The organism is Pseudescherichia sp. AS216 (genome assembly GCF_037152055.1).
Classification (GTDB): Bacteria; Pseudomonadota; Gammaproteobacteria; order Enterobacterales; family Enterobacteriaceae; genus Pseudescherichia.
This window is the reverse complement of sequence record NZ_JBBCMV010000001.1, coordinates 776,190-789,485: the sequence shown is the minus strand read 5'-3', so window position 1 is coordinate 789,485 and position 13,296 is coordinate 776,190. Positions and strand designations below refer to the sequence as shown.

At 55.3% G+C, this 13,296-nt stretch carries 14 protein-coding genes; 5 read left to right on the top strand and 9 right to left on the bottom strand.

Going from position 1 to position 13,296, the window contains the following annotated elements; all coding sequences use genetic code 11:
* Positions 1-153: 153 nt before the first annotated feature.
* The 7 genes from WFN61_RS03820 to hinT form a co-directional block, all read right to left on the bottom strand.
* Positions 154-1,458: an NAD(P)/FAD-dependent oxidoreductase gene (locus WFN61_RS03820; RefSeq protein WP_337038092.1), complete on the bottom strand. Its 1,305-nt coding sequence runs from the start codon at positions 1,456-1,458 to the stop codon at positions 154-156.
* Between the two features lie 233 nt (positions 1,459-1,691).
* Complete coding sequence (gene ycfP / locus WFN61_RS03815) at positions 1,692-2,234, bottom strand: alpha/beta hydrolase YcfP (protein WP_257757232.1); 543 nt, start codon at positions 2,232-2,234, stop codon at positions 1,692-1,694.
* A gap of 37 nt (positions 2,235-2,271) precedes the next feature.
* Positions 2,272-3,297 (bottom strand): beta-N-acetylhexosaminidase, encoded by a 1,026-nt coding sequence (gene nagZ / locus WFN61_RS03810; RefSeq protein WP_257757231.1) that lies wholly within the window; start codon positions 3,295-3,297, stop codon positions 2,272-2,274.
* An 11-nt stretch (positions 3,298-3,308) separates the two neighbouring features.
* Positions 3,309-4,130, bottom strand: a complete 822-nt coding sequence (gene thiK, locus WFN61_RS03805) for a thiamine kinase (RefSeq protein ID WP_337037713.1) — start codon at positions 4,128-4,130, stop codon at positions 3,309-3,311.
* A complete protein-coding gene (gene lpoB / locus WFN61_RS03800) occupies positions 4,111-4,764 on the bottom strand; it encodes a penicillin-binding protein activator LpoB (protein ID WP_144814587.1) in 654 nt (217 codons plus the stop codon). The genes thiK and lpoB overlap by 20 nt, the downstream gene beginning before the upstream one ends.
* Positions 4,765-4,777: 13 nt before the next feature.
* Positions 4,778-5,152 (bottom strand): YcfL family protein, encoded by a 375-nt coding sequence (locus tag WFN61_RS03795; protein ID WP_144812341.1) that lies wholly within the window; start codon positions 5,150-5,152, stop codon positions 4,778-4,780.
* A gap of 4 nt (positions 5,153-5,156) precedes the next feature.
* Positions 5,157-5,513 (bottom strand): purine nucleoside phosphoramidase, encoded by a 357-nt coding sequence (hinT, locus tag WFN61_RS03790; RefSeq protein WP_042392832.1) that lies wholly within the window; start codon positions 5,511-5,513, stop codon positions 5,157-5,159.
* A 313-nt stretch (positions 5,514-5,826) separates the two neighbouring features.
* Here hinT and fhuE point away from each other — a divergent pair, with 313 nt between their 5' ends.
* Positions 5,827-8,022, top strand: a complete 2,196-nt coding sequence (fhuE, locus tag WFN61_RS03785; RefSeq protein ID WP_337037710.1) for a ferric-rhodotorulic acid/ferric-coprogen receptor FhuE — start codon at positions 5,827-5,829, stop codon at positions 8,020-8,022.
* A 62-nt stretch (positions 8,023-8,084) separates the two neighbouring features.
* Here fhuE and dsbG read toward each other — a convergent pair whose 3' ends face one another.
* Both dsbG and WFN61_RS03775 read right to left on the bottom strand, forming a co-directional pair.
* Positions 8,085-8,840 carry a thiol:disulfide interchange protein DsbG gene (dsbG, locus tag WFN61_RS03780; RefSeq protein ID WP_257757228.1) on the bottom strand — a complete coding sequence of 252 codons (756 nt, stop codon included), beginning with the start codon at positions 8,838-8,840 and terminating at the stop codon, positions 8,085-8,087.
* Between the two features lie 248 nt (positions 8,841-9,088).
* On the bottom strand, positions 9,089-10,015 hold the full coding sequence (locus WFN61_RS03775) for an alpha/beta fold hydrolase (RefSeq protein WP_337037707.1): 927 nt from the start codon (positions 10,013-10,015) through the stop codon (positions 9,089-9,091).
* A gap of 92 nt (positions 10,016-10,107) precedes the next feature.
* Between WFN61_RS03775 and WFN61_RS03770 the strand changes: the two genes are divergently transcribed.
* From WFN61_RS03770 to WFN61_RS03755, 4 genes are all read left to right on the top strand, one after another.
* The gene (locus WFN61_RS03770) at positions 10,108-10,680 is read left to right on the top strand and encodes a CGNR zinc finger domain-containing protein (protein ID WP_337037704.1); all 573 of its coding nucleotides are present in this window, start codon (positions 10,108-10,110) and stop codon (positions 10,678-10,680) included.
* Positions 10,681-10,933: 253 nt separating this feature from the next.
* The gene (locus WFN61_RS03765; protein WP_257757225.1) at positions 10,934-11,509 is read left to right on the top strand and encodes a TetR/AcrR family transcriptional regulator; all 576 of its coding nucleotides are present in this window, start codon (positions 10,934-10,936) and stop codon (positions 11,507-11,509) included.
* 49 nt (positions 11,510-11,558) lie between these two features.
* Positions 11,559-12,035, top strand: a complete 477-nt coding sequence (locus tag WFN61_RS03760; RefSeq protein WP_222890164.1) for a nuclear transport factor 2 family protein — start codon at positions 11,559-11,561, stop codon at positions 12,033-12,035.
* Between the two features lie 198 nt (positions 12,036-12,233).
* A complete protein-coding gene (locus WFN61_RS03755; protein ID WP_144812364.1) occupies positions 12,234-13,241 on the top strand; it encodes an alpha/beta hydrolase in 1,008 nt (335 codons plus the stop codon).
* Positions 13,242-13,296 lie beyond the last annotated feature (55 nt).

The following is a 13,296-nucleotide window of genomic DNA, read 5'->3' as shown; positions in this document are numbered from 1 at the left end:
TGCAATCAGCGTGGCAAGATGCCAATCAGAAAGGCGGTAAAAAACGGGGAGTTATGTGGCAGATCGCGGTGATTCAGAGAAATCTGAGCCACCTGATGGAAATCCACAGAAGGATATGCTAAACGCCCCGTCAGACGTGACGGGGCGACAGGCTTAGTGCAGCTTCAGTCGCGGACGGATCACGCGGTTGATGCTGCCTACCAGCATCATCAGACCCGTCTTGAAGTAGCCGTGCAAGGCTACCTGGTGCATACGGTAGAGCGAGATATAGACGAAACGCGCTACGCGCCCCTCTACCATCATCGAACCGCGCATCAGGTTACCCATCAGGCTGCCCACGGTGGAGAAATTCGACAGCGAAACCAGCGAGCCGTGATCTTTGTAGACATAGGCTTTCAGCGGCTTGCCTTTGATCTGCGCCAGAATGTTGTGCAGCGCGCAGGTCGCCATCTGATGCGCAGCCTGGGCACGCGGCGGCACGAAGCCCCCTTCCGGACGCGTGCAGGAGGCGCAATCGCCAATCGCATAGATATCCGCATCGCGGGTGGTCTGCAACGTCGGCTCTACCGCCAGCTGGTTGATACGGTTAGTTTCAAGGCCGCCAATCTCTTTCATAAAGTCTGGTGCTTTGATCCCTGCCGCCCAGACCATCAGATCGGCCTGGATATATTCGCCATCTTTAGTATGCAGACCGCCCTCGTCCGCGCTGGTGACCATGGTCTGGGTCAGCACGCGTACGCCCATTTTAGTCAGCTCGCTGTGAGCCGCCCCGGAGATGCGCGGTGGCAGCGCAGGCAGAATGCGCTCGCCTGCTTCTACCAGGGTCACGTTCAGCGCCTCGTTGGTCAGGCCCTTATAGCCGTAGCTGTGCAGCTGCTTCACCGCGTTGTGCAGCTCAGCCGACAGCTCAACGCCGGTGGCCCCACCGCCAACGATGGCAATGTTGACCTTGCCGCTGGCCCCAAGGTTAGCGGAGTACTTCAGGAACAGGTTCAACATCTCCTGATGGAAACGGCGCGCCTGATGCGGATTATCAAGGAAAATGCAGTGCTCTTTTACGCCCGGCGTGTTGAAGTCGTTGGAGGTACTCCCCAGCGCCATCACCAGCGTGTCATAAGGCAGCTTGCGCTCAGGCACCAGTAGCTCGCCCTTCTCATCACGCAGCTCGCCCAGGGTAATGGTTTTACCTTCACGGTTAATATCCACAACCGAACCAAGCTGGAACTGGAAGTCATGATTGCGCGCGTGGGCCAGATAGCTCAGCGCGTCCACGCCTTCATCCAGCGAGCCGGTGGCCACTTCATGCAGCAGCGGCTTCCACAGGTGGCTGTGGTTGCGGTCGACGAGGGTAATTTTAGCTTTTTTACCCCGGCCCAGCTTCTTACCCAGCTGGGTGGCCAGCTCTAGCCCGCCAGCTCCACCGCCAACAATCACAATCTTTTTCAATGGTGTAGTCAACATGACCCCCTAAAATATTAACCAATTGTTAACTAAAAGTTATGCAAATAGCTTTTAGTTAACAACAAGTTAGCTGCAAAAAACCTCATCTACCCCTTGAGAATAACATGAACGGTGCATTGGTCATACCAAAATTGATATATATCAAGTTTTGATGCATAAAAGATAACCAGGTTTCAGTCGAAGGGTGAAAAAAAACCAGCCATTAAAAGGCTGGTTTTTATGCTGGCGTCTTAGCCCAGGGTTTTGAAGGCCTTGATGCGCTGCAAATGAGGAGAGATATTCTTGAACTTATGCGTCTGCGCTTCGTCCCAGACAATCTCATAAAAGTCGTGCAGTACCTCGGCAGTGCGCTGGCTGTTTAGTGCTTCATCGTGGCGGGAGAGGATCGCCAGGCAGCGGTCGCGGTTCTTTTCGCGGAAGTTGGTTACACACTTGGTGGCGATATCCGCATACTCCTCCGGCCTGTCGATTTTGCCCTCCATATTCTCCTGTGGGTAGAGATTAGGATTAAAGATCACCTGCCGGATGTCGCAGAGAAAACCAATGCGCTCGGCCCAGTATCCGCCCAGGCCCACGCCGCAGATCAGCGGTCGCTCATCGACGTTAAGCTGCAGCATCTTATCGACCTCTTTCAGCAGATGCTGCATATCATGCTTCGGATGGCGCGTGCTGTAACTCAGCAGGCGCACGTCGGGATCGATAAACTGCAGTTGCAGAACCTTTTCGTGATTGCCCGGACTGTTTGAATCAAAACCGTGTAAGTAGATGATCATCTGTCCTCACCCTGTGCTATCTCCCTTTCAGGGAGCGTTAATGGGCCGCTGGCCGCTCCAGCCAGCGGGCCTGAAGCTGTTCCAGTTTGCTGTTCACCGCTTTCCATTCGGCAGACGCAAGCAGCTCCTGACGCGTAAACGAACCTCTATGATACAACTCTGTAACACGCGCTGCATTGATCGGCGACAGGTTATCCAGCACGCTCACCGCCCCCTGGCGATTATTACAGACCAGAACCATATCGCAGCCAGCATCCAGCGAGGCCTGGGCACGTTCGGCATAGCTACCCATGATCGCCGCCCCCTCCATGGAGAGATCGTCCGAGAAGATCACGCCGTCAAAACCCAGCTCACCGCGCAGCACCGTTTTCAGCCAGTGCGGCGAGCCGCTGGCCGGACGTGGATCCACCTCGCTGTAGATGACGTGTGCGGGCATAATGGCATCCAGCTTGCCGTCGCGGATCAGCGCGCTAAAGATCGCCATATCATGCTCGCGGATCAGCGCCTCTGGCCGCGGATCGCGCGGGGTCTCTTTATGGGAGTCCGCCGCAACCGCCCCGTGGCCGGGGAAGTGCTTGCCGGTGGCTTTCATGCCTGCCCGGTGCATACCGTCGATCACGCGGGTGGCGATAGCCAGCGCCTTATGCGGATCGGCATGGTACGCGCGCTCACCGATGGCCGCGCTGATATGGCCCACGTCCAGCACCGGCGCAAAGCTGATGTCGATATCCATAGCGATCATCTCGCAGGCCATCAGCCAGCCCGCCTCCTCGGCCAGCCTGCCGCCCTCCTCCATCCCGAGCAGTGCGGCAAACGACTGAGCAGCAGGCAGGCGCGTAAAGCCGTCGCGAAAACGCTGTACCCGGCCTCCCTCTTGATCCACCGCCACCACCAGCCGGTGGTGCGAGGCGGCGCGGATCTGCCGCACCAGCTCGCGCAGCTGCGCGGGATCGTGATAGTTTCGGGTAAAGAGGATCAGGCCTCCTACCAGCGGATGCGCCAGAATCTCGCGCTCCTCCGCATCCAGTTCATAGCCTGCCACATCTAACATTACCGGACCCACACTGACCTCTCTTATCCTTTTGTCTCTAACTGACACCATGTTTCATTTGCCAGCATAATAAATTGCAGCTCCCCGGTCTGCTGCCAGCGGCACTCGTACCAGCCCGCCATCAGCATCAGCACCCAGGGCCGCCAGCGCTGAACCTGCCGCACCAGCCGCGCGTTCTCTATGTTTGCCACGCGGGCGTAAGCATCAATAAGCCGCTGACGCTCAGCCTCATCCGCTGTCCAGACCGAGGCCAGCTCAAGGGCAATATCGCCATCGCCAGCATACTCCCAGTCAATCAGCCGCAGGCCAGAGTCGGTATGCACCAGGTTACCTGCATGCACATCCATATGTAACGGAGCCAGTCTGATAACGCCTGGCTCACGCTCACGCTTCAGGCGTTTTAGCCATATCAGCCAGCGCGGCGTACGCCGCGCAGGATCGCACGTCTGCCAATAGCGCTCCAGCAGCGGCAGCAGCGTGATGCGCCAGCCAAACCGGGGCTGCTGATGCAGATGATACAGCAACTCGGCAAGGTGATGGGTTTCCGGAAGCGTGGTTTTCACCTCGCCGGCAAGATAGTCTACGGCCATCCAGCCCTCACCCAGCCACTGTGGACGGGGTGCCAACGTATGCGGAAGTTGCTTAAGGGCGCGGTATTGACGGAGAAACGGCGCTGGCGTGGTAGCCGCATGCTGCTGGCGCAGCACCAGCCGCTGCGGGCCGTTGGCAATGACGCCGCTCCCGCCGCTCAGCCCAGTATGTTCAGGGCTGGCGACGAGCGTTGCGTGGGGAAAGAAGCGTGACAGGATTTCGTCACGCTCAGGATTACTGTTGTTGAACTGCACCTTTACCTGACCAGACGATCTCGCCCGTCTGCACCAGCATCAGCTGCATCTGTAGCGCGGGGGAGTTAACGTTGCCGGAGGCGCTGGTGTAGAGCACATACTGCGCCCCCACGTTGCGGGCGATACCGATCGCTTTACTGCGCGTGCCAAGGCTGTCCTGCGGCGACAGGCCGAGCTGCTGCTTGGCTACGGAGAGCTGCTGCGCAGAGACCAACGTAAACTTACCGTTATTCGCCAGCGCACCACGCAGGACCTCTGTCGCTTCGGCGGTATTCAGCGAGCCGTTGGTACGGTTATTGACGCTGTCCACCAGCAGCACGCTGCCACCGGAGGCGCCGCTGGCCTGCAGCATTTTGCTGACCATCGGTGACACCGCCCCGCTCCAGTCGAAATGACGTTCGCGCGGCGTCGGCTGCGCCGTTTCATCCTGGTGCTCAATCGGCCCCGGCTGGGAAGGGACAGACGGTACGGACGGCACCTCAGGAACCGGCTGCGGCTGCGGCTGTTCAATCGGCTGCTGCGGCTGCGGTTTGGCTTCTTCTACGGGTGCTGGCTGCTGCTCGCCCCGCATAATACATCCCGAAAGGATCATCGCTACGGTCGTGAGTAGCGCATACCGACCCAGTTTATTAATCAAGATTCACCCCTTACAGATAGAGATAGAGTCTCACCTTACGCGCGCCTAAATAGTTAGCGCTGCCGTAGAGCGTTACCGATGAATGCGCAGGAATGGTAATGCGCCGGGGCGCTTCCAGCGGATGCATTTCGAGACCCCTGGCGTCATACCAGAAAAAACGATAGTTGACGGTGGCGGGTTCGCCCCGTTCGTTATAGAGCGTTGAGGACGCAGAGGGCTGGATCTCAGCGTTATTCAGCACCGGTTTTTCTGCGCTTATGCCCGCCGCCAGCACGGTTGCTTCCATCACCAGCGTCTGCTCATCGCTCACCGGGATCGACGGACGCGAGCTACAGCCGGTCAATACAGCCAGCGCCAGCAGCGCGGCCAGGCCTCCTCTCAGCATCAGCTTAACCTTTATGTGTCAGCATCGGGCCCAGCGCGCGGCCACCCAGCAGATGCAGATGAATATGGTACACCTCCTGGCCGCCGTGGCGGTTGCAGTTCATGATCACCCGATAGCCATCTTCGGCAATCCCCTCCTGAGCGGCCAGCTTCGCGGCGACGGTGAGCATACGCCCCAGCGCCTGCTCGTGCGCCTCAGAGACGTCATTTAGCGTTGGGATCAGCAGGTTAGGCACAATCAGGATATGCGTCGGCGCTTGCGGAGAGATATCACGGAATGCCGTGACCAGCTCATCCTGCCAGACGATATCCGACGGAATTTCGCGGCGGATAATTTTACTGAAAATCGTTTCTTCGGCCATGACGTCTTCCTTAATGAATAACTGCGGGACTCAACAAGAGAGTATGATCGAGAATCTCCTGATGTTTCAACTATTACGCCGCTTTTCTTCACGCATTAGGATTAACCACTGCCGTTACGTCTGATTTTTCACCACTTAACGCCCTGCAATAATTCACTTAATAAATATTACATCTGTTTACAGCGATAAGATGAATGCGTATATTTCGCATTTGCATTTTCATGCGCAATTGCATGACAAGAACACACAGCACGCTCGGCATCGGCAACGTATCGGTCAGAGCGCACTATTTAACTTGCAAAAAGGGTTTACCATGTCTTTCACCGTTCACGCCAGGGATGGACACCGTCCTGCCGCCGCGCCATCCCTGCTGGCAGTCTGTATTGCTTTTGCACTTGCCCCTGCCGCTGGCGTTGCCGCCACGCCGGATACCACCGCGGATGATACCGTTATCGTTGATGGCTCAGCAGACAGCGCCTATGCCGAGCAAGAGCGCCAGGACTACAGCGTTAAAACCACCACCTCCGGCACCAAAATGCTGCTGGTTGCGCGTGATATCCCGCAGTCCGTGAGCATCATCAGCGAACAGCGCATTAAGGATCAGAAGCTGGAATCCCTCGGCGACGTGCTGAAAAACACCACCGGCATTACCCAAAGCGCGACGGACTCTGAGCGCACCAACTACTATTCCCGCGGGTTTGAGATCGACAACTTTATGGTCGATGGCATTCCGACCCTGTTTGAGACCCGCTGGAATATGGGTGACGCCCTGTCTGATACCGCTCTGTATGAGCGTATCGAAGTCGTCCGCGGCGCTAACGGCCTGACCACCGGCTCCGGTAACCCTTCCGCCGCCATTAACATGGTCCGTAAACATGCCGACAGCCGTGAATTTGTCGGCAACGTCTCCGCTGAGTATGGCAGCTGGAACAAACAGCGCTACGTGGCCGATCTCTCTACCCCACTCACCGACGACGGTCGCATTCGTGGCCGCATGGTGTCGGGCTACCAGCACAATGACAGCTGGCTGGATCGCTATAGCCAGGAGAAAAAATTCTTCTACGGTGTGCTGGATGTTGATCTGACCGACGCGACGACGTTCTCCGTCGGCTACGACTACCAGGAGACTAACTCCAACAGCCCCACCTGGGGCGGCATTCCACGCTGGTATACCGATGGCGGCCGCGTCAATCCGGATCGCAGCTTCAGCACCGCACCGGAGTGGGCCTATGTTGATAAAAAATCTGAGCGTACCTTCGCGACCCTGAAGCAGAAGCTTGGGGACAACTGGCAGCTGACCGTCAACGGCACCCATACCGAACAGAATCTCGACAGCAAGCAGCTCTATCTTGACGGCCAGGTTGATCGTGAGACCGGCCTGATGGTCAGCCCCTACGGCGCATCCTATCCTTTCGTGGGCGGCACCGGTTACAACACTGGCAAGCGCAAAGTTGACGCTATCGATACCTTCGCTAACGGCTCCTATGACCTGCTTGGCCGTCAGCACGAGCTGATGATCGGGACGAACTACAGCCGTCAGAACAACATCTACTACAGCTCCTGGGAGAACATTGGCGATACTCAGCTGGGTAACTACGCTGACTATAACGGTAACTTCCCGCAGACTAACTGGAACCCGCTGAGCCTGGCGCAGGATGACACTATCCACCAGAAATCAGTCTATACAGCGACCCGCCTCTCTCTGGCCGATCCGCTGCACCTGATCCTGGGGGCGCGCTATACCAAATACAACCTGGATACGCTGAACCAGCAGATGGAGAAGAACAATACCTCTCCTTATGCCGGCGTGGTGTTTGATATCAACGACAGCTGGTCCACCTACGCCAGCTATACCTCGATCTTCAAGCCGCAGACCCAGCGTGATGAGCAGCGTAAGTATCTGTCACCCATCACCGGTAATAACTATGAGGCCGGCGTGAAGGCAGACTGGATGAACAGCCGTTTGACCACCTCCCTTGCCGTGTTCCGCATTGAGCAGGATCACCTGGCGCAGTCTACCGGTCTGGTGATCCCTGGCAGCAACGGCGAAACTGCCTACCGCGAAGCGGACGGCACGGTGAGTAAAGGCGTTGAGTTTGAGATCAACGGGGCGCTGACCGATAACTGGCAGATGACCTTTGGCGCAACCCGCTACGTGGCGAACGATGCCGAAGGCGACGCGGTTAATCCGAACCTGCCGCGTACCACCGTGAAGATGTTCACCAGCTACCGTCTGCCGATGATGCAGGATCTGACCCTCGGCGGCGGCGTTAACTGGCAGAACCGCGTCTGGTCTAACGTTGCCGTTGCCGACGGCACGCTGCGCGCTGAGCAGGGTAGCTATGCGCTGGTGGATCTGTTTGCCCGTTATCAGGTCACTAAAGCGTTCTCTCTGCAGGCGAACGTCGACAACCTGTTCGACAAATCCTACGAAACCGACATCGACAGCCGCACCATTGTCTATGGCGAGCCGCGTAACTTCTCTATCAGCGCTAACTACAGTTTCTGATAGCAGTGATGTAAAAAAGGGAGCCGAAAGGCTCCCTTTTTATTTGCTTGTAAGCCAGCCTCTTACTTGCAGGCCGCTAAATCAGCCATCTGTTGCGCGTTGGGCATGCCCAGAATCTGCTGAAGGGCGCGGTCTTTATTCAGATAATAAATGGCTGGCGTGCCATTTGCCCCTAACTTATCCATAAGCTGCTGATTACGCTGAATTTGCTCAAAAACAGGGCGAGGCGTATTTTCTTTTAACGCCGGTTTGTTTTTACCGTTAGAGTTTTCAAGTTCGTGCCACGCCTTACGGGGATCGTCTGCTGCCAGGATGGCCGCTGCATATTGTCCACTCTCAGGGCGGATCACGCCTACCAGCAACGTTGTCATGCTGACGCGCTTGTCTTTAATAAGCGGCTGCACCTGATGCCAGAATTTATTGCAATAGGGGCAGAAGGGATCGGCAAACATCACCACCTTGCAGTTCGCCTCCTCGCTCCCCTCTTTTATCCCCTGCGCCTGGGTGAGCGTTTTCCACATCTCCCGGCCTGCCGGAATATAGATCTCATCATTGATAATTTTCTCGCTCAGGTTATTACCCTGGGCATCGTACATATAGCCTGAAATAGCGTGTTTTTTATCAGGCGTCAGATAGATCGTAACCCCAGTATCCTGATATTTGCCCAACCATCCTTCGACGCCTCCGGGTGCGGTAAAGGGTTTAATAATCTCAATCCCCTGCTTCTCTATCTGCTTGACGGGTTCAGGAAGCGGCGCGTTTTGCGCATGGGCCGCGAGGCTCCCCAGCAGAGAACATATCAATGCAATTTTTTTCATGGTTGTTCCTTAACAGCGGGTTTAATCATGCTGCTGATGCTATTTGAATTCAGTGTGCGTATTACCCTATCATCAATGAATACAAAAAGAGGAGCATAATGAATGGTTATGCTCCTCAACACAGCATCACAGTAATGCCCCTGCCCCAGGACGCCAGAAAATATTTAACCAGGATAATAAAACTCAATTCTTATGCCACTTGGCTCATAGCACATCATGTGCATTGACGGCCCCTCTTTTTAAGGAATTCAATCCGCCTGACGGACATGACGGTCAAGAAATTTCCGCACGTCGTCCCCTATCTCTTTCGCATGGGTTTCAAGCGCGAAGTGACCGGTGTCATAGAAGTTTATCTCGGCTTTCGGGATATCGCGCTTCCAGGCTTCCGCACCAGCGGCCATGAAGAACGGATCGTGTTTCCCCCAGACCGCCAGCAAGGGTGGCTGGTACTCTCTAAAATAGCGCTGAAACAGAGGGTACATCTTCACGTTCGAAGCATAATCCAGCAGCAGGTCAAGCTGGATCTCCGCATTGCCCGGCCGTGATACCTGCATCCCTTCAAGTGAATAGCCATCCGGGGAAACCAGGCTCGGATCGGTTACACCTTCCAGATACTGCCATTTGATTGACGCCGGCGTTGGAAAATCACGCAACGCGCTCCGGTTCCCGGAGGTCGGGTCGGCCCAGTACCTCTGAATAGGTGCCCAGGCCTCTCCCAGCCCCTCTTCGTAAGCGTTGCCATTCTGGGAAATGATGGCGGTAATCCGCTGCGGATGCGACAAGGCAAGACGCCATCCGACGGGAGCACCGTAGTCGTGAACCATCAGAGCATAGGGATCGAGGCCCAGCTCTTGAGTAAACCGGTCGATAGTTTCAGCAAGCTGGTCAAAAGTATAAGCGTATTCACCCCGTGCTGGCGCCTCGGTAAAACCGAAGGCCGGCAAATCTGGCGCTATCAGGTGATAACGATCTGCCAGCTGCGCAATAAGATCACGGAACATAAATGATGAGCCCGCGAAACCATGCAGCATCAGCAGGACTGGCGATGTCGGATCGCCAGCCTCACGGTAAAAAACGTTAACGTCACCCGCCTGTTTATAGCGGTAATGAACTTGTGCCGCTGGCCTGGCAGACGCGTTATCTGCAGCTGATGATCCAAAATGAGAAGATGTCATAGCAAACCCCTTGTAACCGTTAAAGTGCTTAATTGAAGGTTACACAAAATTGTGGTAACCTGTCAAAATTATTTAACGGGTTACAGGTGCGTATGGAAATCAATAAGCGTTCTTCTCCTCTATTCCTGGCCGATAACCTCGCACTGGATTTCATCAACAGTGAATACGGGACGGGTGACGACCGACATGATTGCTTTGATGACGATCGACGCGTTATCGACTGGCTGGAAACGGCGGGACTTGTGCCAAAAGACGCTGTGGCTCCGCCTCAATTACTGGCGGAGGCTCGCCAGCTCCGCGATGCCGCCCGGGCAGTCGTGCATGCCGCGATGAAGTCCAGTGAGGCAGATCTGACGGTCATTAACAGGATCCTTGAAAAAGGCCGTCCTGAGACGCGGCTGAAATGGGACCAGGATACGCAGCGCTATCGTGTGGATGTTCGTTCCGACGCTGACAGCCCCGAAGGCCTCCTCTGGCCGGTTGCCGATGCGCTTGTAAAACTGATCACGGATGAAAAGTTTGAATACGTGCGGCAGTGTGAAGCCCACAACTGTATTTTACTTTTTCACGATTTAAGTAAATCCCATCGCCGCCGCTGGTGCAGCATGGCCACCTGCGGCAATCGCATGAAAGTGGCTGCATTCCGCAACAGAAAAGGCGTTTAGCAAACCAGGCCGCACCTGTAAAAGTGCGGCTACGGTTAGCATTTATATCCACCCTCCCCAGCAGCCACCCCATCCTCGACACTCATTTTATCCCTGACAGCATTGTCTTTTCAGAAAACCACCTTGCCGTACAAAAATTATTTACCTCTTATTTATTGATTTAAAAGAATTTATTTCCTTAGTACCCCGCCCGTGTCGAAATACGCGAAAACAAACGCTTGACCAGGTAGAACGATCGTTCTACCTTTAAGACATGAACAAGAAGCCAAGTGATACCCGAGAAAAAATCCTCGCCACCGCTGAGCAGCTCATCTACCAGAACGGCATCCACGCCATGGGCATGGACCTTCTGGTGAAGACCTCCGGCGTCGCCAGGAAAAGTATTTATCGCCATTTCGCGAACAAAGAGGACGTGGCTTCGGCCGCGTTGAATGAGCGTGACGAACGGTGGATGCAGTGGTTCAGAACCGAATCTGATAAAGGCGAAACGCCTCAGGATCGTATTCTGAACATGTTCACTGTCCTGAAGAGCTGGTTTGAGTCTGAAGGCTTCCGGGGCTGTGCCTTTATCAACACAGCCGGAGAGGTGGGAGACCCGGACGATCCCGTTCGCCAGATAGCAAAGATGCATAAACAGAAACTGCTGGATTATGCCCTCGAACTTAGCGAGCAGCTGAATACTGAACAGCCCGAGGTCTTGGCCAGGCAGCTACTGGTTCTGATAGAGGGGGCTATCACCATGACATATGTAATGGGCGACCGGAACGCCGCTGATGACGCACGGGACGTTGCAAAAGTTTTGCTGGAGAGGTTCTCAGCCGGAGCCTGAGTAACAAATATTGCTATTACTTTAAATCGAAATTAACAGGAGTCTTACCATGACTGATACACAAGTACGTCCGCCGCTTCCGCCATTTACGCTGGAAACGGCTATTGAGAAAGTCCGTCTGGCTGAAGATGGTTGGAACAGCCGCGACGCGGCAAAAGTCGCGCTGGCTTACTCGCTGGATACCAAATGGCGTAACCGTGCAGAGTTCGCTAATAACCGCGAAGAGGCTGAAGGCTTCCTCGCCCGTAAATGGAAAAAAGAGCACGAGTACCGCCTCATTAAAGAGCTGTGGGCGTTTGGCGGGAACCGCATTGCTGTCCGCTATGCTTACGAATGGCGTGATGACTCGGGTAACTGGTTCCGCTCTTATGGCAACGAAAACTGGGAATTTGAGGCCGACGGCCTGATGAAGCGCCGCTTCGCATGTATCAATGACATGCCTATCAAAGAGAGCGAGCGCAAGTTCTTCTGGCCGCTGGGGCGTCGTCCTGACGATCACCCGAGCCTGTCCGATCTGGGTCTGTAAGTTATTACGTTATCCCGCGTAAGGCCCACGACTCCTCTCCTGGCCGGGGCTTTACTCAACCCGTCGATGTTAAGTTGAGACTGGGGCTTTTTACAATTTTGTCGGAGCGCGGGTTTACCGGGGCAAGTACAGTCCATCTATTTTACCTCGGTAAGTAGCGCACTATTTTATAGCAAACGATATTATTAAGGTCATATTATGAATATTAAATCTGTATTGCTGACTGCCGCAATGGCAGCCGTTTCAGGCAACAGCTTTGCCGATGCTCCTCAGCCGGAGCGTCACGTGCAGGCGTTTCTCAACGCCCTGAACGGTGCCGGAGGTAAGCCTATGGAGCAGATGTCTCCACAGGATGCGCGTCAGGTGCTGATCAACGCCCAGAAAGGCGCAAAGTTACCTGCAGCAGACGTCACTGAAAAAACGATCAATGTTGATGGCGGTGCGATCAAACTTCATATTGTGAAACCCCACAACGCACACGGAACCCTGCCTGTCTTTATGTTCTTCCATGGCGGCGGCTGGGTTCTGGGCGATTTTGCCACCCACGAACGTCTCGTCCGTGACCTGGTGAGTGAGTCAGGTGCAGCGGCTGTCTTTGTCAATTACACACCATCACCGGAAGCGCATTTCCCGGTTGCCATTAATCAGGCCTATGCAGCAACCCGCTGGGTTGCCGAGCACGGTAACGAAATTGGCGTTGACGGTAGTCGCCTGGCACTGGTAGGTAACAGCGTCGGCGGAAACATGGTTGCCGCCGTAGCGCTCCAGGCCAAACAGCATAAAGCGCCGGCAATCCGCTATGAGGTCATGCTCTGGCCTGTGACTGACGCGAATTTCAATACCGGTTCTTACAGCCAGTATGAGAACGGCTATTTCCTGTCGCGTAATATGATGAAGTGGTTCTGGGATGCCTACACCACTAAAGAGAGCGATCGAAACAACATCCTGGCATCGCCGCTACGCGCAACGCCTGAACAGCTGACGGGACTGCCGCCCACTCTGATCCAGACTGCTGAACTTGACGTACTGCGCGACGAAGGTGAGGCGTTTGGCCGCAAGCTTGATGCCGCCGGCGTCAATGTGACGGTTACCCGCTACAATGGGTTAATTCATGACTACGGTCTGCTGAACGCGCTGAGCGACGTGCCCGCCGTGCGGACCGCACTTGGTCAGGCCGCTTATGAACTAAAAGAACACCTGAAATAACTGCATGCTGACCGGTCGGTTTCATCGGCCGGTCGTTCCGCTGCGATAATGACGT